20 protein-coding genes and 2 tRNA genes are annotated in these 22,394 nt (G+C 69.5%); 9 read left to right on the forward strand and 13 right to left on the reverse strand.

The genetic code is table 11. The features are described from left to right. Positions 1–92: 92 nt before the first annotated feature. The gene (locus ACFYZL_RS15595) at positions 93–572 is read right to left on the reverse strand and encodes a MarR family winged helix-turn-helix transcriptional regulator (protein WP_384747899.1); all 480 of its coding nucleotides are present in this window, start codon (positions 570–572) and stop codon (positions 93–95) included. Between the two features lie 118 nt (positions 573–690). On the opposite strand from ACFYZL_RS15595, the gene ACFYZL_RS15600 reads away from it, so the two are divergent. Both ACFYZL_RS15600 and ACFYZL_RS15605 read left to right on the forward strand, forming a co-directional pair. Beyond that, complete coding sequence (locus ACFYZL_RS15600) at positions 691–2,154, forward strand: MFS transporter (RefSeq protein ID WP_384747896.1); 1,464 nt, start codon at positions 691–693, stop codon at positions 2,152–2,154. Positions 2,155–2,240: 86 nt separating this feature from the next. Then, positions 2,241–2,777: a GNAT family N-acetyltransferase gene (locus ACFYZL_RS15605; protein WP_388679311.1), complete on the forward strand. Its 537-nt coding sequence runs from the start codon at positions 2,241–2,243 to the stop codon at positions 2,775–2,777. Between the two features lie 69 nt (positions 2,778–2,846). Here ACFYZL_RS15605 and ACFYZL_RS15610 read toward each other — a convergent pair. Continuing rightward, positions 2,847–2,919 (reverse strand) — tRNA-Ala (locus ACFYZL_RS15610). 161 nt (positions 2,920–3,080) lie between these two features. Between ACFYZL_RS15610 and ACFYZL_RS15615 the strand changes: the two genes are divergently transcribed. Next, the gene (locus ACFYZL_RS15615; protein ID WP_376657837.1) at positions 3,081–3,629 is read left to right on the forward strand and encodes a helix-turn-helix domain-containing protein; all 549 of its coding nucleotides are present in this window, start codon (positions 3,081–3,083) and stop codon (positions 3,627–3,629) included. A 119-nt stretch (positions 3,630–3,748) separates the two neighbouring features. Beyond that, complete coding sequence (locus ACFYZL_RS15620) at positions 3,749–5,173, forward strand: serine/threonine-protein kinase (RefSeq protein ID WP_388679314.1); 1,425 nt, start codon at positions 3,749–3,751, stop codon at positions 5,171–5,173. Here the strand turns inward: ACFYZL_RS15620 and ACFYZL_RS15625 are convergent. From ACFYZL_RS15625 to dnaA, 11 genes are all read right to left on the reverse strand, one after another. Beyond that, positions 5,160–6,494 (reverse strand): hypothetical protein, encoded by a 1,335-nt coding sequence (locus tag ACFYZL_RS15625; protein WP_388679317.1) that lies wholly within the window; start codon positions 6,492–6,494, stop codon positions 5,160–5,162. The genes ACFYZL_RS15620 and ACFYZL_RS15625 overlap by 14 nt on opposite strands. A gap of 113 nt (positions 6,495–6,607) precedes the next feature. Then, a complete protein-coding gene (locus ACFYZL_RS15630; protein WP_208809277.1) occupies positions 6,608–6,742 on the reverse strand; it encodes a DLW-39 family protein in 135 nt (44 codons plus the stop codon). A gap of 146 nt (positions 6,743–6,888) precedes the next feature. After that, positions 6,889–6,962 (reverse strand) — tRNA-Ile (locus ACFYZL_RS15635). Positions 6,963–7,063: 101 nt separating this feature from the next. Next, positions 7,064–7,684 (reverse strand): DUF3566 domain-containing protein, encoded by a 621-nt coding sequence (locus tag ACFYZL_RS15640; RefSeq protein ID WP_384747883.1) that lies wholly within the window; start codon positions 7,682–7,684, stop codon positions 7,064–7,066. Between the two features lie 3 nt (positions 7,685–7,687). Beyond that, the gene (gyrA, locus tag ACFYZL_RS15645; RefSeq protein WP_388679320.1) at positions 7,688–10,303 is read right to left on the reverse strand and encodes a DNA gyrase subunit A; all 2,616 of its coding nucleotides are present in this window, start codon (positions 10,301–10,303) and stop codon (positions 7,688–7,690) included. A 41-nt stretch (positions 10,304–10,344) separates the two neighbouring features. Then, positions 10,345–12,366 (reverse strand): DNA topoisomerase (ATP-hydrolyzing) subunit B, encoded by a 2,022-nt coding sequence (gyrB, locus tag ACFYZL_RS15650; RefSeq protein ID WP_384747905.1) that lies wholly within the window; start codon positions 12,364–12,366, stop codon positions 10,345–10,347. Between the two features lie 507 nt (positions 12,367–12,873). Beyond that, the gene (locus ACFYZL_RS15655; RefSeq protein WP_384747877.1) at positions 12,874–13,431 is read right to left on the reverse strand and encodes a DUF721 domain-containing protein; all 558 of its coding nucleotides are present in this window, start codon (positions 13,429–13,431) and stop codon (positions 12,874–12,876) included. After that, the gene (gene recF / locus ACFYZL_RS15660) at positions 13,428–14,564 is read right to left on the reverse strand and encodes a DNA replication/repair protein RecF (RefSeq protein WP_384747874.1); all 1,137 of its coding nucleotides are present in this window, start codon (positions 14,562–14,564) and stop codon (positions 13,428–13,430) included. Before recF ends, ACFYZL_RS15655 begins: the two co-directional genes overlap by 4 nt. Positions 14,565–14,628: 64 nt before the next feature. Continuing rightward, a complete protein-coding gene (gene gnd / locus ACFYZL_RS15665; RefSeq protein ID WP_384747871.1) occupies positions 14,629–15,504 on the reverse strand; it encodes a phosphogluconate dehydrogenase (NAD(+)-dependent, decarboxylating) in 876 nt (291 codons plus the stop codon). Between the two features lie 255 nt (positions 15,505–15,759). Further along, complete coding sequence (gene dnaN / locus ACFYZL_RS15670) at positions 15,760–16,890, reverse strand: DNA polymerase III subunit beta (protein ID WP_384580231.1); 1,131 nt, start codon at positions 16,888–16,890, stop codon at positions 15,760–15,762. An 863-nt stretch (positions 16,891–17,753) separates the two neighbouring features. Continuing rightward, the gene (gene dnaA, locus ACFYZL_RS15675) at positions 17,754–19,556 is read right to left on the reverse strand and encodes a chromosomal replication initiator protein DnaA (protein ID WP_384747868.1); all 1,803 of its coding nucleotides are present in this window, start codon (positions 19,554–19,556) and stop codon (positions 17,754–17,756) included. A gap of 357 nt (positions 19,557–19,913) precedes the next feature. On the opposite strand from dnaA, the gene rpmH reads away from it, so the two are divergent. The 5 genes from rpmH to ACFYZL_RS15700 are packed head-to-tail and all read left to right on the forward strand — an operon-like array spanning position 19,914 to position 22,360. Next, on the forward strand, positions 19,914–20,051 hold the full coding sequence (gene rpmH, locus ACFYZL_RS15680; protein WP_018547628.1) for a 50S ribosomal protein L34: 138 nt from the start codon (positions 19,914–19,916) through the stop codon (positions 20,049–20,051). A 21-nt stretch (positions 20,052–20,072) separates the two neighbouring features. Next, complete coding sequence (gene rnpA / locus ACFYZL_RS15685; RefSeq protein ID WP_376657827.1) at positions 20,073–20,447, forward strand: ribonuclease P protein component; 375 nt, start codon at positions 20,073–20,075, stop codon at positions 20,445–20,447. Further along, complete coding sequence (gene yidD / locus ACFYZL_RS15690; RefSeq protein WP_075970728.1) at positions 20,444–20,725, forward strand: membrane protein insertion efficiency factor YidD; 282 nt, start codon at positions 20,444–20,446, stop codon at positions 20,723–20,725. Before rnpA ends, yidD begins: the two co-directional genes overlap by 4 nt. 3 nt (positions 20,726–20,728) lie before the next feature. Then, entirely contained in the window at positions 20,729–21,832 is a 1,104-nt protein-coding gene (gene yidC / locus ACFYZL_RS15695) for a membrane protein insertase YidC (protein WP_384747864.1), read from the forward strand. A 15-nt stretch (positions 21,833–21,847) separates the two neighbouring features. Further along, positions 21,848–22,360, forward strand: a complete 513-nt coding sequence (locus tag ACFYZL_RS15700; protein ID WP_365164382.1) for a R3H domain-containing nucleic acid-binding protein — start codon at positions 21,848–21,850, stop codon at positions 22,358–22,360. Positions 22,361–22,394 lie beyond the last annotated feature (34 nt).

A 22,394-nucleotide genomic window follows, 5' to 3' on the forward strand; every position in this document is an offset into this window, starting at 1 on the left:
TGGGTGTTGCCCCCCTCGGCTCGGTGCCTTCCCCCACTGTCCGTCACGGGGCGGCGGGCGGCCGTGTGACTGGGCCGTTCGGGGGACCGTCGTCACTGGCGGGCGCGGCGGGCGGGGCGGGGGGTCTCGGAGGGGGTGGCGAGGTCGCCTTCGACGAGCAGGCCGAGGACGCGCAGGAGGGCGGCGCGGTCGGCTTCGGCGAGGTCGGCGAGGGCGTCGGCGTGGACCTGGTCGACGATGCGCTGGCTCCGTACGGCGACGGCCGCGCCTTCGTCGGTGACGGCGATGATGCGGGCCCGGCGGTCCTTGGCGGAGGGGCGGCGCTCGGCGAGTCCGGCCTTCTCCAGGGCGTCCACGGTGACGACCATCGTCGTCTTGTCCATGTCGCCGATCTCGGCGAGCTGGATCTGGGTGCGCTCCTCCTCCAGGGCGTGGACCAGGACGCAGTGCATGCGCGCGGTGAGACCGATCTCGCCGAGGGCGGCCGCCATGCGGGTGCGCAGGACATGGCCGGCGTGGTCCAGGAGGAAGGAGAGGTCGGGCTCGGGCCGGGTGGGTGCCATGGCTGTCATGGATCCACTGTAGCGATTCGATCCGAAGAAAATAGTCTGCAACAAAACCATCTGGTACGGTCACACCAGCTGCCGCACCGCACCTGCGGCCACTGCCGCCCCATGACTGGAGAGTCCGATGCCTGCCGCGCTCACCTCCGCTCTTCCCGACACGCCCCCCGCGCCCACGGGCGGGCCGCACGGGCTGCGCTCCCGCTGGACCGCCCTGGCCGTGCTCTCGACGGCCATGCTGATGACGGTCCTCGACGGCAGCATCGTCACCGTGGCCATGCCCGCCATCCAGAACGACCTGGGCTTCTCCCCCGCGGGTCTCAGCTGGGTCGTGAACGCCTACCTGATCGCCTTCGGGAGCCTGCTGCTGCTCGCCGGACGCCTCGGCGACCTGATCGGCCGCAAGAGGATGTTCCTGGCCGGGACCGCCGTCTTCACCGGCGCATCGGTGCTCGCCGGTTTCGCCGGCTCCTCCACCGTCCTCATAGCCGCACGCTTCCTCCAGGGGGTCGGCAGTGCGATGGCCTCCGCCGTCAGCCTCGGCATCCTGATCACCCTGTTCACCGAAACCCGGGAGCGGGCCAGGGCGATCGCCGTGTTCTCCTTCACCGGCGCGGCCGGTGCCTCGCTCGGCCAGGTACTCGGCGGTGTGCTCACCGAGGCCCTCGACTGGCACTGGATCTTCTTCATCAACCTGCCCATCGGGCTGGCCGCCCTGCTGCTGGCACTGCCGGCCCTGCCCGGCGGCCGGGGCCCGGGACTCGGCGCGGGCGCCGACGTACTGGGAGCGCTCCTGATCACCGGCGGGCTGATGCTCGGCATCTACACGGTGGTCAAGGTGGAGCAGTACGGCTGGACCTCCGCGCGCACCCTCGGCCTCGGGGCGCTCTCCCTGGCCCTGCTGACCGGCTTCACCCTGCGCCAGGCGAAGGCCCGCACCCCGCTGGTACCGCTGCGGATCTTCCGTTCCCGCACGGTGACCGGCGCGAACCTGGTGCAGATGATGCTGGTGGCCGCCCTGTTCTCCTTCCAGATCCTGGTCGCGCTCTACCTCCAGAAGGTGCAGGGGTACGGGGCCGCCGCCACCGGCCTGGCGATGCTTCCCGCCGCCCTGCTGATCGGCGCGGTCTCCCTCGGTGTCTCCGCCCGGCTGAACGCCCGCTTCGGCGAGCGCAACGTGTTGGTGTCCGGCCTCGGCCTGCTCGTCGCGGCCCTGGGGCTGCTGACCCGATTGCCGGTGCACGCCGACTACGTCACCGACCTGCTGCCGGTAATGCTGCTGGTCTCCGGCATCGGTCTGGCGCTGCCGGCGCTCACCACACTGGGCATGTCCGGCGCCGACGAGGCCGACGCCGGGCTCGCCTCGGGACTGTTCAACACCACCCAGCAGATCGGGATGGCCCTGGGCGTGGCCGTCCTCTCGACCCTCGCGGCCTCCCGCACGGAGTCCCTCACCGGGAGCGGCAGTTCACCGGCCGAGGCCCTCACGGGCGGCTACCACCTGGCGTTCGGCATCGGCGCCGCACTCCTCCTGGCCGGCATCGTCCTGGCCGTGACCCTCCTCCGCGCGGGTGGCGCCTCCCGGCGCTAGGCCGCCTCTTCCGGATCGCAGCCGCGGCCCGGCCGACCCCGGTCGATGTTTCACGTGAAACATCGACCGGGGTTATCGTCCGGAGCATGCCCGAACTCGTCACCCCCACCACCCGTCTGCACGCCTCCTGGCTCGACGCGCAGGAGGAGTGGGGCCCGGACGCCCACATGGACGGGGCCGGCCTCGGTTCCGACGACGACGTGGAGAGCTCCGAGGGGTTCGCGGCCTGGGTGGAGAAGCTGCACCGCCAGTCCGACCGCACGGCCCCCGTCGAGCAGGGCCGTGTCCACGCCACGTACCGGTGGATCGCCGAGGGCGACACCTACCTGGGCGCCATCGACCTCCGGCACCACCTCAACGCGTTCCTCCTCGACGCGGGCGGCCACATCGGCTACGGCATCCGCCCCTCCGCACGCCGCCGGGGGCTGGCCGGCTGGGCGCTGGGCGAGGTCCTGTACGAGGCGCGACTGCTGGGCCTGGACCGGGTCCTGCTGACCTGCGACCCGGACAACACCGCGTCCGTACGCACGATCGAGGCGAACGGCGGGGTCCTGGAAGACCTCCGCGAAACCCTGATCGGCCCCAAGCTCCGCTACTGGATCGAGCTCGTCCCGGGGCGCTGACACGAGCCCGGCACAACGAAAAAAGACCTCCCCGACCGCGTTTCCGCAGGTCGGGGAGGTCTCTTGCTGTGGAGCCTAGGAGATTCGAACTCCTGACATCTGCCTTGCAAAGGCAGCGCTCTACCAACTGAGCTAAGGCCCCTCGGAACTGGACGCACCTGTCCCCCGAAAAAAGGGGGTCGTTCCGCAGAACAGAGTACCGGGTGTACCCCCTCATCTCGCAAAATGATAGGGACTCCCGCCCCGCGACCACTCTCCGTAAGATGCTCGCGAGGTTCGCACCAGCGAAGGGGAGTAGTAAGAGTGGACGCTGTTCAGCAAGAGGCCACGGCCAGAGCCAGGGAGCTTCAGCGCAGTTGGTACGGGGAGCCGCTCGGCGCGCTCTTCCGCCGGCTCATAGATGACCTCGGCTTGAACCAGGCGCGTCTCGCTGCGGTGCTCGGACTGTCGGCACCCATGCTGTCCCAGCTGATGAGCGGCCAGCGCGCCAAGATCGGCAACCCTGCCGTCGTGCAGCGCGTCCAGGCACTCCAGGATCTCGCCGGCCAGGTGGCCGACGGAAGCGTCAGCGCCGTGGAGGCGACCGACCGGATGGACGAGATCAAGAAGACCCAGGGGGGTTCCGTCCTCAGCAACAGCGGCCAGACGCCCACCAGTTCGGGCGCTCCCACCGTCAAGCGGGTCGTCCGCGAGATCCAGTCGCTGCTGCGTTCGGTCTCCGCGGCCGGCGACATCATCGACGCGGCGGACTCCCTGGCCCCCAGCCATCCGGAACTGGCAGAGTTCCTCCGGGTGTACGGAGCGGGCCGTACCGCCGACGCGGTCGCCCACTACGAGGCGCACCAGAACTGACGGTCGGACAGCCGGGCGGTCGGACAGCCGGGCGGGCGGACAGCCGGGCGGACGGCCGGCCGGGCGGGCGGGCGGGCGGGCGGGCGGGGGACAACGGGTGACGGGGGACGGGCGCAGCGATGGGTGAGATCTTCGCCGGCCGGTACGAGCTGATCGATCCGATCGGACGCGGTGCCGCGGGTGCCGTCTGGCGGGCCTGGGACCACCGCCGTCGCCGGTACGTCGCCGCGAAGGTGCTCCTGCAGAGCGACGCCCACACCCTGCTGCGGTTCGTGCGGGAGCAGGCCCTGCGCATCGATCACCCGCACGTCCTCGCCCCGGCCAGCTGGGCGGCCGACGACGACAAGGTCCTGTTCACGATGGACCTGGTCGCCGGAGGCTCCCTCGCCCACGTGATCGGCGACTACGGGCCCCTGCCGCCCCGCTTCGTGTCCGTGCTGCTCGACCAGCTCCTGTCGGGCCTGGCGGCGGTGCACGCGGAGGGCGTCGTGCACCGCGACATCAAACCGGCCAACATCCTGATGGAGGCCACCGGAACCGGGCGGCCGCACCTGCGGCTGTCCGACTTCGGCATCTCCATGCGCAAGGGCGAGCCGCGGCTCACCGAGACCGACTACGTGGTCGGCACGCCCGGTTACTTCGCCCCCGAACAACTCCTCGGCGCGGAACCCGACTTCCCCGCCGACCTGTTCGCCGTCGGCCTGGTCGGGCTGTACCTGATGCTGGGCCGCAAACCCGACTCCCGGGCCCTGGTGGAGCACTTCCTCGCCCACGGGACGCCCGACGCCCCCGAAGGCGTCCCCGCACCGCTGTGGGACGTCCTCGCCGCGCTGCTGCGGCCCGACCCGCAGAGCCGGTTCAAGACCGCCACGGGGGCCCGCAAGGCCCTCGCCGAGGCGGTGGAGCTCCTCCCGCCGCCCGCCCCGGACGAGGATCCGGTGGAGGTCTTCGACCAACTCGGGCCGCTCCCCGCCGGTTTCGGCCCCGACGGCCCGCACACCACCGCCGCGGTCACCCCCGAGTCGCCGACCGTGGGCATGCCCGGCGCCGCGGCCCCTCCCCCACCGACCGCCTCCGGCACGACGGCCGCAGCCCCACCGATCGCCTCCGCCTCCGACACGGCCGCCGCAACCCCGCCGGCCGCCTCCGGCCCCGCCCATGCCGCGCCCTTGCCGGCCCCGGGGCCCGCTCCCGCCGACCCTCGTGGCCCGGCGACGCCCCCGGCCCCGGTACCCGCGACCCCCTACCCGGCCCGCCCCGTGCAGGAGCCCGCGACGGGCGCCGGACCCTCCGCCGGCTTCGGGCCCGCGCCCGGGTCCCCGTACGAGTACGCGCCCACCCCACCGCAACTCCCCGCGCAGGCAACCCCGTACGGCCCCTCCCAGACGGGCGGATTCCACCTCGCGCCACCGGTCGCCCCGGCCCCGGCCCCGGCGCCGCGCCGGACCGGTATCGCCCCGCCACCCCCGAAGGCCGTCGCCGCCCTGCTCGCCGCCGCGCTGCTCTGCTTCGCGGCCGGCGTCTGGGCGCTCACGCAGATGTAGTGCCGCGGCCCCGCCGCCCGAGCAGGGTCCAGCCGCCCAGCACCAGCAGCAGCACCGTCCCGGTCCCGAAGCCGGCCCCCGCCACGACCCGCATCACCGAGGCGTTGTCGGCGGCCTCCGCGGCCTCCGGGGCGGTCAGTCCCGCCTTGGCGGCCTCACGGTCCGACGCCCCGACCCCGAAACCGCCCGCGGCCGGTTCCTCCTTGTACGCGGGCGCCTTGCCCGGGGTTCCGGCGACGTCCACGCGCAGCGTCAGCGGCACCGTCGTCCCGTCCGCGGTGAACTCCGCGGCCTTCGCGCCCATGGTGACCGCGACGTAGTACCAGCCGGCGATCGACGCGTGCTCCACGTCCTTGTCGTTGGAGAAGCGGTTCTCGTAGGCCACGGGCGGGGTCTTCCCCAGGGTGACCCCGGCCTGCTTGCCGTCGTAGGAGGTGTCCTTCTCGGAGACCAGTCCCCGGAAGGGGCTGTAGAGCGAGACGACGAGCCCGCCCGAGGCCGAGCCGGACGGCTTGGTCATCGTGGCCGCGGACAGCTCGGCGCCCAGGCCCAACTGCTGCCCCCAGTCCAGCGGCACCCGGTACCAGCGGGTCTGCCCCGCCCGCAGCTCGTCACGCCACACCCCGGCGCCCAGCGCCCGGGCGTCGTTGAAGCCGGTGCCGCCGCCGCGCCCCACGGCCTCGGTGCCGGGCAGGGGCGCGGGCCCCGAGGGCCAGGCGCTGGGTGCGGCCGTGGGGCCGCCGGGGGCGCGGCCGGGCTCGCGCTGCACGCGCAGTTCGAGCGGCCACTCGCGCGGGTCGGAGCCCTTGGCCGAGGTGCGGGTGACCTTCACGTAGTAGACGCCGCCCGCCGCGCAGTCGAGGTCCTCCGCGCCCCACCGCACGCCGACGGCGCTGATCGGCACCGGGTCGTAGCCGAAGCCGGCGCGGCCCGAGGAGTCCGGGCAGGACCGTCCGGCGGTGGTCATGATCTCCACCTGGATGCCGTCGCCGTAGGAGACCTTGGCTCCGGCGTCGGGCCGCACCACGGCGGAGACGTACACGTTCGACTGGTCCTGTTCGAGGACGAGCCGGTAGACGCGATCCCCCGGAGCGATCCTGTCCGCGTAGGTGCTCCCCGCCTGCAGCTGCGGGGCGTCGGCCGTGGAGGGCTTGCCCTCGACGGGCTTCGCGTCGTCGGCGGGGCGGTAGGCCTGCAGCGGCTGGGGCACCGGGGCCGCGGGCACCGGGGCCGCGAGGGCCGCCGCCGGCAGGGCCGCCGCCGACACCAGTCCCAGGGCCGCCGCCAACGCCGTCGTCCGCACCCGACCCACCACGTCCACCCCGATTTTGCTAGCGCAAGCGAAATCTTTGCATAACGTAAGTTTTCGTCACAGAACAGCACAAAGCCCCGGCCGCAGCGGCAGCCGGGGCTTCATGGGATCAGCCTTCGGTCTCACACACCGGAACCAGAGGGCACGGAGTCGGTTGCCTCCGTCCACAGGTCCTGCTCGGCGCGGTCCGCCTGGATCTGGCGGTACACGAGGAGCCCGCCGATGGCGGCCAGTGCGACCAGGAGCAGCTTCTTCACCGCGCGACCTCGTCTTTCGTTGACGTAGGGGACTTCCTGACGCCCAACAATACACACGGACCGATACCGTTCGGTGACCTGCCGGCCCACCAATCGGCCCAACGAAGAAGACCCCCAGGCCTTGGGCCTGGGGGTCTTCGACACTGTGGGGCTAACAGGATTTGAACCTGTGGCCTCATCCTTATCAGGGATGCGCTCTAACCAACTGAGCTATAGCCCCATCCGCCTTCGCTGCGCTTACCGCGCCGCGCGCTGACTCCTGAAGATTAGCGCACAGACGCGGTAGCTCCAAAATCGGTTCTCACGCAGCGTCTGCGCAGGTCACTCGTCCTCGGCGAGCGTCAGCTCCACACCGCCGACGAAGCCCGCCGACAGGTTGTAGATGAACGCGCCGAGCGTCGCCAGCGCCGTCGCCAGCACCACGTCGATGACCGCGATCACCGACGTGAAGATCAGCACGCGCGGCAGCGACAGGAACGACTGGAGGTCGAATCCGTTGCTCTCGTTCGAACCGGTCGCCTCGCTGATCGTGCCGCCGACGGTCGAGAAGACGCCCATGGCGTCCATGACCATCCACAGCACCACGGCGGCCACGATCGTGCAGACGCCCAGCGCGATCGACAGCAGGAAACTGACCTTCATCACCGACCACGGGTCGGCCTTGGCCACCCGCAGGCGCGCCTTGCGCGTCCTGGGGGCCGTACGGACCCCTGTGCGCGGCTTGCGCTGCGCGGAGGGCCCCTCGCCGGTCCGCGGCGCGCCGGGGCCCTGGGGGGCCGTGTAGGCCTGCGGCGGCTGGTACGGCGGCTGCGCGGGACCGTCGCCGGCGGCCGGCTTCGGTTCTCGGGTGTCCGTCACGGTTCCCCCCTGGGAGTCCGCGGCGGGGCCACGGGCACCGTTCGCTCCAGTCTTGGCCGGTCCGGCGCCCGTGGCTCCACTCACGACTTACTCCTCGTGCTCCCCGACCGAAGGCTGCGTGCCTTCGGCGGCCTCCGCGGCCTGTCCTTCGGCCACGTCGGTCCCAGTGTCGTCGGTCTCGGTCTCGTCCACCTCGTCGGCCTCCTGGCCCGCTTCGGCGTTACGAGCGATGCCCACCACGGCATCCTTCTTGCCCAGGTTGATCAGCTGGACGCCCATCGTGTCACGGCCGGTCTCCCTGACTTCGTTGACGCGCGTACGAATCACACCACCGCTGAGGGTGATTGCAAGGATTTCGTCGCTTTCGTCCACCACGAGCGCGCCGACGAGGGACCCGCGGTCCTCCACGATCTTCGCGGCCTTGATGCCCAGACCGCCGCGACCCTGGACGCGGTACTCGTCGACCGGCGTCCGCTTGGCATAGCCGCCGTCGGTCGCGGTGAAGACGAACGTACCGGGCCGGACCACGCTCATGGAGAGCAGTTCGTCACCCTCGCGGAAACTCATGCCCTTCACGCCCGACGTCGCACGGCCCATCGGACGCAGCGCGTCGTCGGTCGCCGTGAAGCGGATCGACTGCGCCTTCTTGCTGATCAGCAGCAGATCGTCCTCGGCCGACACCAGCTCGGCGCCGATCAGCTCGTCGTCGCTACCGTCCCCGGTCTCCCGGAGGTTGATCGCGATCACACCACCCGAACGGGGCGAGTCGTAGTCCTTGAGCGCCGTCTTCTTCACCAGGCCGGCCTTCGTGGCCAGGATCAGGTAAGGCGCCGCCTCGTAGTCGCGGATCGCGAGGATCTGCGCGATCTTCTCGTCCGGCTGGAAGGCCAGCAGGTTCGCCACGTGCTGCCCGCGCGCGTCACGACCCGCGTCCGGGAGCTCGTACGCCTTGGACCGGTAGACCCGGCCCTTGTTCGTGAAGAACAGCAGCCAGTGGTGGGTCGTGGACACGAAGAAGTGGTCGACCAGGTCGTCCTGCTTCAGCTTCGTGCCGCGCACGCCCTTGCCGCCGCGCTTCTGCGACCGGTAGTCCTCGGTCTTGGTCCGCTTGACGTAACCGCCGTGCGTGATCGTGACGACGATGTCCTCCTCGGCGATCAGGTCCTCGATGGACATGTCACCGTCGAAGGGCACCAGCTTGGACCGACGGTCGTCGCCGAACTTCTCGACGATCGCCGCCAGTTCCTCGCTCACGATCGAACGCTGGCGCTCCTCCGAGGCCAGGATCGCGTTGTACTCGTTGATCTTGGCCTGGAGCTCGTCGTGCTCCGCGACGATCTTCTGCCGCTCCAGGGCCGCGAGGCGGCGGAGCTGCATCTCCAGGATCGCGTTCGCCTGGATCTCGTCGATCTCCAGCAGACCCATCAGGCCCTCGCGCGCGATCTCGACCGTGTTGCTGCGCCGGATCAGCGCGATGACCTCGTCGATCGCGTCCAGCGCCTTCAGCAGACCGCGCAGGATGTGCGCGCGCTCCTCCGCCTTGCGCAGGCGGAACCGCGTACGCCGGACGATGACCTCGATCTGGTGCTGCACCCAGTGCCGGATGAACGCGTCGATCGACAGCGTGCGCGGCACGCCGTCCACCAGCGCCAGCATGTTCGCGCCGAAGTTCGTCTGCAGGTCGGTGTGCTTGTACAGGTTGTTCAGCACGACCTTCGCCACGGCATCGCGCTTGAGCACGATCACCAGGCGCTGACCCGTCCGCGACGAGGTCTCGTCACGGACGTCGGCGATGCCGCCGATCTTCCCGTCCTTCACCAGGTCGGCGATCTTCTGCGCCAGGTTGTCGGGGTTGGTCTGGTACGGGAGCTCCGTGACCACCAGGCACTGGCGGTTCTGGATCTCCTCGACCTCGACCACCGCGCGCATCGTGATCGAGCCGCGGCCGGTCCGGTACGCCTCCTCGATGCCCTTGCGACCCACGACCAGCGCGCCGGTCGGGAAGTCCGGGCCCTTGATGCGCTCGATGAGCGCGTCCTGGAGCTCCTCGTGCGAGGCGTCCGGGTGCTCCAGCGCCCACTGGGCGCCGGCCGCGACCTCGCGCAGGTTGTGCGGCGGAATGTTCGTCGCCATACCCACGGCGATACCGGCGGAGCCGTTCACCAGCAGGTTCGGGATGCGCGCCGGCAGGACCGTCGGCTCCTGGTTGCGGCCGTCGTAGTTGTCCTGGAAGTCGACGGTCTCCTCGTCGATGTCCCGGAGCATCTCCATGGCCAGCGGCATCAGCTTGCACTCGGTGTAGCGCATCGCGGCCGCCGGGTCGTTGCCCGGAGAGCCGAAGTTGCCGTTGGAGTCCACCAGCGGCATCCGCATCGACCACGGCTGGGCCAGACGGACCAGGGCGTCGTAGATCGAGGAGTCACCGTGCGGGTGGTACGTGCCCATGACGTCACCGACGACGCGGGCGCACTTGTAGAAGCCCTTCTCGGGCCGGTAGCCGCCGTCGTACATCGCGTACAGCACACGACGGTGGACGGGCTTGAGACCGTCCCGCACGTCGGGCAGCGCACGCGAGACGATGACGGACATCGCGTAGTCGAGGTAGGAGCGCTGCATCTCCGTCTCGAGCCCGACGGGCTCGATCCGCAGCTGCGGCTGCTCCTCTTCGGTGTTCTCGGCGGTGGGAGTGTTTTCGTCGGCCATCGCTGGTCAAAGATCCTTTCAGGCGGTCAGCAGAGACCGACTCAGATGTCGAGGAAGCGGACGTCCTTGGCGTTGCGCTGGATGAAGGACCGTCGCGCCTCGACGTCCTCACCCATCAGCACCGAGAACAGGTCGTCGGCCTGCGCCGCGTCGTCCAGCGTGACCTGGCCGAGCACGCGGTGGTCCACGTCCATGGTGGTGACGCGCAGCTCCTCGGCGTTCATCTCGCCCAGACCCTTGAAGCGCTGGATCGAGTCTTCCTTGATCCGCTTGCCGTTCTGCTTGCCGAGTTCGACCAGCGCGTCGCGCTCACGGTCCGAGTACGCGTACTCGAAGTCGTCACGACCCCACTTGATCTTGTAAAGCGGCGGGCGGGACAGGTACACGTGACCCGCCTCGACCAGCGGCCGCATGAAGCGGAACAGGAACGTCAGCAGCAGGGTGTTGATGTGCTGGCCGTCGACGTCGGCGTCCGCCATCAGGATGATCTTGTGATACCGGAGCTTCTCGATGTCGAAGTCCTCGTGCACACCGGTGCCGAAAGCGCTGATCAGCGCCTGGACCTCGGTGTTCTGGAGGATCTTGTCGATACGCGCCTTCTCGACGTTCAGGATCTTGCCGCGGATCGGCAGGATGGCCTGGTACATCGGGTTGCGGCCCGACTTCGCGGAGCCGCCGGCGGAGTCACCCTCGACGATGAAGATCTCGCACTTGGTCGGGTCGTTCGACTGGCAGTCCGACAGCTTGCCCGGCAGCGACGCCGACTCCAGCAGACCCTTGCGGCGCGTCAGGTCGCGCGCCTTGCGGGCCGCCACGCGCGCCGTGGCCGCCTGGATGGCCTTGCGCACGATGTCCGCCGCCTCGACCGGGTTCCGGTCGAACCAGTCGTTCAGGTGCTCGTGGACGACCTTCTGCACGAAGGTCTTCGCCTCCGTGTTGCCCAGCTTCGTCTTCGTCTGGCCCTCGAACTGGGGCTCGCCCAGCTTCACCGAGATGATCGCCGTCAGACCCTCGCGGATGTCCTCGCCGGCAAGGTTGTCGTCCTTCTCGCGCAGCAGCTTCTTGTCACGCGCGTAGCGGTTGACCAGACCCGTCAGCGCCGCACGGAAGCCCTCCTCGTGCGTACCGCCCTCATGCGTGTGGATCGTGTTCGCGAAGGAGTACACGCCCTCCGTGTACTGCGAGTTCCACTGCATCGCGATCTCGACCGAGAGCATCCGCTCCTTGTCCTCGGCCTCGACGTCGATGACCGTCGGGTGGATCAGCTCGCCCTTGCGCGAGTTCAGGTACTTCACGAAGTCGACGATGCCGCCCTCGTAGTAGTACTTGACCGTGCGCGCCTTGGGCTCTGCCGTGTCCGCGTCCGGGTCGTCGGCGCCCGCCGTCGCCTTCGCCGACTCGCGCTCGTCGGTCAGCGTCAGGGTCAGGCCCTTGTTGAGGAAGGCCATCTCCTGGAAGCGCCGCGACAGCGTCTCGAAGGAGTACTCGGTGGTCTCGAAGATGTCGCCGTCGGCCCAGAACGTCACCGACGTGCCGTGCTCGTCGGTCTCCTCGTGCTTGGCCAGCGGCGCCGTCGGGACGCCCAGCTTGTAGTCCTGGGTCCAGCGGTACCCGTCGGTCTTGACCTCGACCGCGACCTTGGTCGACAGCGCGTTCACGACGGACACGCCGACACCGTGCAGACCGCCGGAGACGGCGTAGCCGCCGCCGCCGAACTTGCCACCCGCGTGCAGGACCGTCAGGACGACCTCGACGGCCGGCTTGCCCTCGGACGGAACGATGCCCACGGGGATACCGCGACCGTTGTCGACCACGCGCACCCCGCCGTCGGCGAGGATCGTCACGTCGATGGTGTCCGCGTGCCCGGCCAGCGCCTCGTCGACCGAGTTGTCGACGACCTCGTAGACGAGGTGGTGCAGACCACGCTCACCCGTCGAGCCGATGTACATACCCGGCCGCTTGCGGACCGCGTCCAGGCCCTCGAGGACCTGGATCGCACTGGCGTCGTAATTCTTCTCGTTGGAGTCGCCGGAATCGGCCACGAAGCGCCCTCTCTGGCACAGCGCAGCCCGTACTCCGGACCAGCGTGTGCGCCGGAGGAGCGGCCGCGTCGATCTGCGTTGTCTGCGTTGTCGGGTGTCCCCCCGCGAATCGGGCGGGATTCTCCTCCAGTCTACCGGTACCACGGACATGAATGGGGGTTTGCCGGTACCTGAGTCCGCATGTGCCGCCCTGAACCGCCACTCTCCGACTCCCCATATCCGGGACGGGGCTCAAAGAGGCTCACGCGGGCATCCAGCGCTTCGGCCTGTCAACCTCCCACTACCGTGAGGGACACCACCCGCACCACGCGCCCGATCCGGCCCCATCCAAGGGCAAAGCCCACCTCAACCAGGCGTAAACCCGCCCCTCCGGAACGCATCCAGCCCACCAGGACACATCCAGCCCCGCCGGGGACACTTCCAGCCCCGCCGGCGTTGAGGCGCGGGTCCGGGGCGGAGCCCCGGGTCCCGGCGAAGCCGGGCTCACCCCACCCGGGGCCGAGCCCGACCGGGCCCGGCCGCCGGGGCCTACCCGTAGGTGTCCCCCGGACCGGTGCTCCCCGGCGCCCGCCACGGCCCGTGCCGCTTGGGCCGCCCCCCAGGCCCCCGCACGAGAAGCACCCGCACCGTCCCCTGCCCCAGATCCGCGTTCAACCGCGCGACCAACTGCGGCGCCAACAACTTCAGCTGCGCCGCCCACGCCGAGGAATCACACCGCACGACCAGTTCACGGTCCTCGTACCGCTCCGGTTCACAGTGCGCCGCGATCTCCGGACCGACGATCTCCGGCCAGCGCTCCATCACGCCCGCCACCGCCATCGGCATCTCCCACCCGCGCTCCGTGCGCAGCCGGTCCAGCGCCGCCATCAACGGCATCGGATCCCGGCCGTCCGCACGCGCCCCCGAACGCAGCCCCGGACCCTGCTGCCGCTTCTTCCCGCCCGCCGCGTTCCCCCGAGCCCGCGCCTGCTCCCGCGCCGCCGCCAGCGCCTGCCGCGCCAGATCCACCCCGGAGGGCTCCGCCGCCCGACGGGGCTCCGAAGCCCGCTCGCCGTCCGAACCGCCCGTACCCCTCGTACCGCTCACAGCCGGGTCACCTCACCGCCGGACACCCCGAACCGCGCTCCCACCAGCACACCCGGAACGTCATCGTCCACGGCCGCGGTCACCAGTACCTGCTCGCCCCCGGCCACCAGCTCCGCCAGCCGCTCCCGGCGCCGCGCGTCCAGCTCCGCGAACACGTCGTCCAGGATCAGCACCGGCTCCGCACCCTCCGAGCGCAGCAGCTCGTAGGAGGCCAGCCGCAGCGCCAGCGCGTACGACCACGACTCCCCGTGACTCGCGTACCCCTTCGCCGGCAGCTCCTTCAGCCGCAGCACGAGATCGTCGCGGTGCGGCCCCACCAGGGTCACCCCACGCTCGATCTCCTGCTTGCGCACCTCGCCCAGCGCCGCCAGCAGCACCTCGTACAACGCCTCACGGGTCCGCGCCGCACCACTGTCCACGGCCTCGCCCGCCGACGACTTGTACGCCAGCCCCAGCGGACCACCGCCGGGCGCGAGCTGCTCGTACGCCTTGTCCGCGAGCGGCAGCAGCGTCCCGATCAGGTCCAGCCGCTGCGCCAGCAGCTCCGCACCCGCCCGCGCCAGGTGCTGGTCCCACACGTCGAGGGTCGACAGGTCCATCGACCGGCCCCCGTGCCGACGGGCCATCGCCGCCGACTTCAGCAGGGTGTTGCGCTGCTTGAGCACCCGCTCGTAGTCCGAACGGACACCCGCCATCCGCGGCGAGCGCGCCGTGACGAGGTCGTCCAGGAACCGGCGGCGCTCCCCCGGATCGCCCTTCACCAGCGCCAGGTCCTCCGGCGCGAACAGCACCGTCCGTACGATCCCCAGCACGTCACGCGGCCTGACCTGCGAGGACCGGTTGATCCGGGCCCGGTTAGCCCGCCCCGGATTCAGCTCCAGCTCCACCAGCTGCTGCCGCTCGCCCTGGACGACGGCGGCACGGACGATCGCCCGGTCCGCCCCCATCCGCACGAGCGGGGCGTCCGAGGCGACCCGGTGGCTGCCCAGCGTCGCCAGGTAGCCGATCGCCTCGACCAGGTTCGTCTTGCCCTGGCCGTTGGGGCCCACGAAAGCCGTGACGCCCGGGTCGAGGGGAACCTCGGCCCGGGCGTACGAGCGGAAGTCGGCCAACGAGAGATGCGAAACATGCATACGGCGCCGACCTCCCCCGGCTTCCTGCTGCTCTGCTCTGTGCTGCTGTGGTGGAGCGGTGGAGCTACTTCTTCTCGACCGCGTGGCCGCCGAACTGGTTGCGCAGCGCGGCGATCATCTTCATCTGCGGGGAGTCGTCCTGACGCGACGCGAACCGCGCGAACAGCGAGGCCGTGATCGCGGGCAGCGGCACGGCGTTGTCGATCGCCGCCTCCACCGTCCAGCGTCCCTCGCCCGAGTCCTGCGCGAAGCCCTTGAGCCGCTCCAGGTGCTCGTCCTCGTCCAGGGCGTTCACGGCCAGGTCGAGCAGCCAGGAACGGATGACCGTGCCCTCCTGCCAGGAACGGAAGACCTCGCGGACGTCGGTGACCGAGTCCACCTTCTCCAGCAGCTCCCAGCCCTCGGCGTAGGCCTGCATCATGGCGTACTCGATGCCGTTGTGGACCATCTTCGCGAAGTGGCCCGCACCCACCTTGCCGGCGTGTACGGCGCCGAAGTCGCCCTCCGGCTTGAGGGCGTCGAAGACCGGCTGGACCCGGGCGACGTGGTCCTTCTCGCCGCCGTACATCAGCGCGTAGCCGTTCTCCAGGCCCCAGACGCCGCCGGAGACACCGCAGTCGACGAAGCCGATGCCCTTGGCCGCCAGCTCCTTGGCGTGCTTCTCGTCGTCGGTCCAGCGGGAGTTGCCGCCGTCGACCACGATGTCGCCGATCGAGAGCAGCTCCGCGAGCTCGTCGATCGTGGACTGCGTCGCCGCACCTGCCGGGACCATCACCCACACGACGCGGGGGGCCTGCAGGCTGTCCACAAGTTCCCGCAGGCTGTGGACATCGGCGAGGTCCGGGTTGCGGTCGTATCCGATGACGGTGTGGCCTGCGCGGCGGATGCGCTCGCGCATGTTGCCGCCCATCTTGCCGAGACCGACGAGACCAAGCTCCATCAGGTGGTTCCTTAAGCGTTGTGGCCGTCTGTGCCGGGGCGCCCCGACCGTGTTCTCAGAACGCGCGGGCCGCCCACCGGATCCGAGCCTACGCCGGGGCGTGCCACCCGGCCCCACGGGCGCTCCCGGGTGGACGAACCGGCTCCGGCGGGCTCCGTACGAGGTCAGGCCCCGGCCCGGCCGTGAGGCGCGTACGGGGGCGGACGCCGTCGGGCCCGGCCCCGCGGATGCGAGACCGGGCCCGACGTGAGCGCGTCAGCCGGACAGACGCACCGGCATGATCAGGTACTTGTAGGCCTCGTCCGCTTCCGCGTCGACCGCCGGGCGGCCGCTGAGCAGCGCCGGCTTGGTGGACGTGGTGAAGCTCAGCTGCGCGGCCGGCGAGTCGATCGCGCTCAGGCCGTCCAGCAGGAAGGTCGGGTTGAAGGCGATCGAGATGTCGTCGCCCTCCAGCGTGGCGTCGACGCGCTCCACAGCCTGTGCGTCGTCGCTGGAGCCGGCTTCCAGGATCAGCACGCCCTGCTCGAAGCTCAGGCGGACCGGGGTGTTGCGCTCGGCGACCAGGGCCACGCGCTTGACGGCCTCGACGAACGGGGCGGTCTCGATCACGGCGATGGAGTTGAACTCCGTCGGGAACAGCGTGCGGTACTTCGGCAGGTCGCCTTCGAGGAGACGGGTGGTGGTGCGGCGGCCCGCGCCCTCGAAACCGATGAGGCCCTCGCCCGCGCCCGAGCCGGAGAGCGCCAGGGTGACCGTGTCACCGCTGGTCAGCGACTTGGCGGTGTCGAGGAGCGTCTTCGCGGGCACCAGGGCCACGGCGGAGGCGTCCGGGTTCTCCGGCTTCCACAGGAACTCGCGGACCGCGAAGCGGTAGCGGTCGGTCGAGGCCAGGGTGACGCGGTCGCCCTCGATCTCGATGCGGACACCGGTCAGCACGGGCAGCGTGTCGTCACGGCCGGCGGCGATGGCGACCTGGGCGGCGGCGGAGGCGAAGACCTCACCGGGCACGGTGCCGGTCGCGGTCGGCATCTGCGGCAGTGCCGGGTACTCCTCCACAGGCAGGGTGTGGAGTGTGAATCGCGAGGAGCCGCAGACCACGGTCGCCCGTACACCGTCTGTGGAAATCTCCACCGGCCGGTTGGGGAGGGCGCGGCAGATGTCGGCGAGGAGCCGGCCGGAGACGAGGACGGTGCCGTCCTCCTCCACGTCCGCCTCGACGGAGACACGGGCCGAGACCTCGTAGTCGAAGCCGGAGAGGGACAGGGTGCCCTCCTCGGCCTTGAGCAGCAGGCCCGCGAGGACGGGGACCGGCGGCCGGGCCGGGAGGCTGCGTGCGGCCCAGGCCACCGCCTCCGCGAGTACGTCGCGCTCCACCCGGATCTTCACCGGAACCGCCTCCTGCTGTTGCTCGCTCGTCTGCCGGCCTTCGTCGTCGGTCGTCGATGCCTCGACCGATGCCGGGGACCAGTCTGACGTACGGCGCCGACAGTCGTTGCTGCCGGCGGTCAAGTCGGGAGCGAGGTGTCGGGGAGGCCTGCCCACCGAGTTGTGCACAGGACCTGCTTGAAAACCGAAACCGGCCTAACTCTCCATGGGGGTAGTAGTAGGGCCTGTGGAAACGGTGGAAAACCTCGTCTGCCCAGGTCAAGGCTGGTTTTTTATCCCCACAGCCTGTGGGTGGCACCGGTGGACAACACGGTGTCTCTGTGGAGAACGAAAACTTCTGCACAGGCTGTCCCCAGGGACCCCCGACTACTCCACAGGTGTGTCCCCAGCTTTCCCCCGGTACTCCACAAGCCAAACGTCCACATCCGTGTGACGGCTTTCACTCCGGGTGGTGAGAGGGGGTGGCGCGTTGCCGAACAGTGGACAACGGTGTGGAGAAGACATCGGATCCTGTGCACAGGATCCGCGAACCTGTGGGTCGACGGTGGACAACGTGGTGGACAGTCCTGTGGATGAAAATCTTGTCCACAGCCTGTGGACGGGGCTTGCGCACAATTCCACAGGGTCCTGACCTGCCCTGATGGGGCCTCAACCAGCACCCCTGTGGACAGATTGTGGGTGATGGGGAGCGTCCCCAGGGTGTGGACGGAAGAAAGTCGCCGAATCTGTGGATGAGTTGGCTCCCAGGGGGCGTATTCGAACAAGCCAGGGGCGCACGAACGAAGAAGGGCGCCCCCGTTGTGGTCCGGGAGCGCCCTCTCGATGGGTTTGAAGAGCCCGATGAAGCCCTCTGAGGCCCCGGCTCAGCCGTTCTTGATGCGGTTGGTGAGCTCGGTGACCTGGTTGTAGATGGAGCGCCGCTCCGCCATCAGGGCCCGGATCTTGCGGTCCGCGTGCATGACGGTCGTGTGGTCCCGGCCGCCGAACTGGGCCCCGATCTTCGGCAGCGACAGGTCGGTCAGCTCCCGGCACAGGTACATGGCGATCTGGCGGGCGGTGACCAGCACCCGGCTGCGCGAGGAGCCGCACAGGTCCTCCACGGTCAGCCCGAAGTAGTCCGCGGTGGCCGCCATGATGTCGGTGGCGGTGATCTCGGGCGCGCTGTCCTCGCCGCCCGGGATCAGGTTCTTCAGCACGTCCTCCGTCAGACCCAGGTCGACGGGCTGCCGGTTCAGGCTCGCGAAGGCCGTGACCCGGATCAGCGCTCCCTCCAGCTCGCGGATGTTGCGCGAGATACGGGAGGCGATGAACTCCAGTACCTCCGGCGGGGCGTTGAGCTGCTCCTGGACGGCCTTCTTGCGCAGGATCGCGATACGGGTCTCCAGCTCGGGCGGCTGGACGTCGGTGATCAGGCCCCACTCGAAGCGGTTGCGGAGCCTGTCCTCCAGGGTGACGAGCTGCTTGGGCGGCCGGTCGGAGGAGAGCACGATCTGCTTGTTGGCGTTGTGGAGCGTGTTGAAGGTGTGGAAGAACTCCTCCTGCGTCGACTCCTTGCTCGCGAGGAACTGGATGTCGTCGACGAGCAGGATGTCCATCTCGCGGTACCGCTTGCGGAAGGCGTCGCCCTTGCCGTCGCGGATGGAGTTGATGAACTCGTTGGTGAACTCCTCCGAGCTCACGTAGCGCACGCGGGTGCCCGGGTAGAGGCTGCGCGCGTAGTGCCCGATGGCGTGCAGCAGGTGGGTCTTGCCGAGTCCCGACTCCCCGTAGATGAAGAGGGGGTTGTACGCCTTCGCGGGCGCCTCGGCGACGGCCACCGCGGCGGCGTGCGCGAAGCGGTTGGAGGCGCCGATGACGAAGGTGTCGAAGAGGTACTTGGGGTTCAGCCGGGCGGTCGGTTCGAGCGGGCCCGAGGTGGAGCCTCCGGACGGGGCGGGCGGCGGCGCGGGCCGGCCGGGAGCCTGACGGGGGGCCGGCTGCTCGTACTGCTGCTGCTCGTACTGCTGGGGTTCGTACTTCTGCTGTTCGTAACCCTGCTGTTCGTACTTCGACTGGTCGTACGGGGACTGCTCGTACTGACCCTGGGGTTCGTAGGAGCCCTGGTCGTAGGCGGGCGGCTCGGGCTGCTGGAGGTAGCCCGGCTGCGGGGAGGCGTACGGGTCGCGCTCGGGGAAGCCGCCGAGGCGGGGCTGCTGCCAGCCGTAGTCGTCCTGCTGACCGCCGCGGGGCCAGGCGCCGGGCTCGGGGCGCGGCTGCTGGTAGTCCGGGTAGGCGGGGCGGGCGGTGGGGAGCTGGTCGTCGCCGTTGCCAGGGCCGCCGCCGGGGCGCCGGTCGCCGTAGGGCTCGTAGCCGCCGGGCTGGGCCGCGGGCGGGGCGGAGGGCGCGGGCTCGCCCGCGGAGTCGTCCACGGTGATGGCGATGCGGATGGGACGGCCGCACTCGCGGCTGAGCGCGTCGCTGATCAGGGGGGCGAGCCGGCCTTCGAGGACGCGCTTTCCCCATTCATTGGGGACGGCGAGGAGGGCCGTGTCGGCGACGAGTGCCAGGGGCTGGCATCGTTCGACCCACTGCTTGTCCTTGGGCTCGATGCCCGGCTGTCCCTCACCGAGGAGCTTTTCGAGCACCCTGGGCCACACTGCGGCAAGATCGGCAGGTACGTCAGCCACAGGGCACGCTCTCTCACAGGGGTCCCACGAATGTGTGGTTCTTTGGGACGGTCGGGACAAAAAAACCGGGATCAGGCAACGGTAGTCAGGCCTACGGGTACGGTTCAAGTCGTTGTCCACAGCCTGTGCACAGTGTGGGGCCTGGCCGGCTCGGTTTGACCGGATGGCGTAGCCGCGCGTACCGTAACGAGGTCGAGTTGTCGATGGCTGCTGCCGCCTGCCTACCGATGGGCGAAGATCACTGATTGTGATCATTTAGCGGTGCCACTCGGGCGAACACGCGAGTTTCTCCTCGTGGGCGCACGGTGACAGCCAGGCGATGTCCCGCCACAACGATTCATTCTCTGGAGCCCCCGAGTGAGCAAGCGCACCTTCCAGCCGAACAACCGCCGTCGTGCCAAGACCCACGGCTTCCGTCTCCGGATGCGTACCCGTGCCGGTCGCGCGATCCTGGCGAACCGTCGCAGCAAGGGCCGCGCCGCCCTTTCCGCGTAATTACGCGGAAGTCGTGACGTCGTGCTGTCTCCCGAAAATCGGCTGAGGCGGCGCGAGGACTTCGCGAGCGCGGTACGCCGAGGACGCCGGGCTGGTCGCCCGCTCCTTGTCGTCCACCTACGTACAAGCGGTGCAACGGACCCGCACGGGCCGGGGGAGATCGATCCCTCGACGCGTGCGGGTTTCGTCGTCAGCAAGGCTGTCGGCAATGCCGTCATACGTAACCGGGTGAAGCGGCGTCTGCGCCATCTGGTCCGGGAGCGGCTGTCTCAGCTGCCCGCCGGTAGCCTGGTGGTGGTACGAGCGTTGCCCGGAGCGGGTGATGCCGGCCCTGACGAACTCGCCCGGGACCTGGATGCCGCTCTGGCGCGGCTTCTGGGAGGCGTGGCTCGATGAAGTACCCGCTGCTCGCTTTGATCAAGCTGTACCAGTGGACGATCAGTCCGCTGCTCGGGCCGGTGTGCCGCTATTACCCCTCGTGTTCGCACTACGGGTACACGGCCATCGACCGGCATGGTGCGGTGAAGGGGACGGTTCTGACCGCCTGGCGGATCCTGCGGTGCAATCCGTGGTCCCCGGGTGGTGTGGATCATGTCCCACCCCGTAAACGCCCGCGTTGGCACGAGCAGCTGCGCAGTGCGTTGCGTAGATCTCGCAATGCTCAAGGAGCCTGATTAGTGGACACGATTGCCAATCTGTTCAGCTTTATCACCACACCTGTTTCGTGGATCATCGTCCAGTTCCACAGCCTGTACGGGGCGGTCTTCGGACCGGACAGCGGGGCGGCCTGGGGCCTGTCCATCGTCTCCCTGGTGATCTTGATCCGCATCTGTCTGATCCCGCTCTTCGTGAAGCAGATCAAGGCGACGCGCGGCATGCAGGCGCTCCAGCCGAAGATGAAGGCGATCCAGGAGCGCTACAAGAACGACAAGCAGCGTCAGTCCGAAGAGATGATGAAGCTGTACAAGGAGACGGGTACCAACCCGCTCTCCTCGTGCCTTCCCATCCTGGCGCAGTCCCCGTTCTTCTTCGCCCTGTACAGCGTTCTGTCGAGCATCGCCAACGGCAAGACCATTGGTGTCATCAACCAGCAGCTGCTGGAGAGCGCCCAGCAGGCGCACATCTTCGGCGCTCCGCTGGCGGCCAAGTTCACGGACAGCGCCGAGAAGGTCGCTTCCCTGGGCGCCTCGATCACCGATGTGCGCATCGTGACCGCGGTCATGATCGTCCTGATGTCGCTGTCGCAGTTCTACACCCAGCGTCAGCTGATGGCGAAGAACGTCGACCTGTCGGTCAAGACGCCGTTCATGCAGCAGCAGAAGATGCTGATGTACATCTTCCCGCTGATCTTCGCCGTCATGGGCATCAACTTCCCGGTCGGTGTCCTCGTCTACTGGCTCACCACGAACGTCTGGACCATGGGTCAGCAGATGTACGTGATCAACCAGAACCCGACCCCGGGCAGCAAGGCGCAGGACCAGTACCTGACCCGTCTGCTGAAGCAGATCAGCACGCACGGTGCGGTCAAGGGGAAGGCCAAGAAGAAGGTCGTCGCGGCGATCGTGGCCAAGGGCCCGGACCGCAACGACAACGAGCGCAAGTTCATCACCGCTCTGACCAAGCAGGGGATGGCCGCCCAGGCGGACGGCTCTGTGGTCAAGAGTTCCGAGGCCACTTCGGATGCGGACGCGGCGAGCAGCGCTGCCGCGAAGCGGCAGCAGCCGAAGCGGCAGTCGAAGTCGCAGCGCCAGTCGCCCAACAAGCCCTCTCCCAAGAAGTAAGAAGGAGTCCCTCCCGTGACGGAAGGCACCACCACCGCCGCCGCTGAGGGTGGCGACACCCTGACCCGCCTCGAGCAGGAGGGTGAGATCGCGGCCGACTACCTCGAGGGTCTGCTGGACATCGCCGACCTGGACGGGGACATCGACATGGACGTCGAGGCCGACCGGGCCGCGGTGTCGATCGTCAGTGACTCCGCCAGCCGCGACCTGCAGAAGCTCGTGGGCCGTGACGGTGAGGTTCTGGAGGCTCTGCAGGAGCTGACCCGCCTCGCGGTGCACCGGGAGACCGGGGACCGCAGCCGGCTGATGCTGGACATCGCCGGGTTCCGTGCGAAGAAGCGCGAGGAGCTGGCGGCGCTGGGCGCCAAGGCGGCGGCGGACGTGAAGGCGTCCGGTGAGCCGCTCAAGCTGGCCCCGATGACGCCGTTCGAGCGGAAGGTCGTCCACGATGCCGTGGCGGCCGCGGGTCTGCGCAGCGAGTCGGAGGGCGAGGAGCCGCAGCGCTTCGTCGTTGTGCTCCCGGCCTGATCGGTAGCGAGAGTGTTTCGGCCCCGTCTGTGTC

The organism is Streptomyces sp. NPDC001717 (assembly GCF_042892775.1).
In the GTDB taxonomy this organism is placed as follows: domain Bacteria; phylum Actinomycetota; class Actinomycetes; order Streptomycetales; family Streptomycetaceae; genus Streptomyces.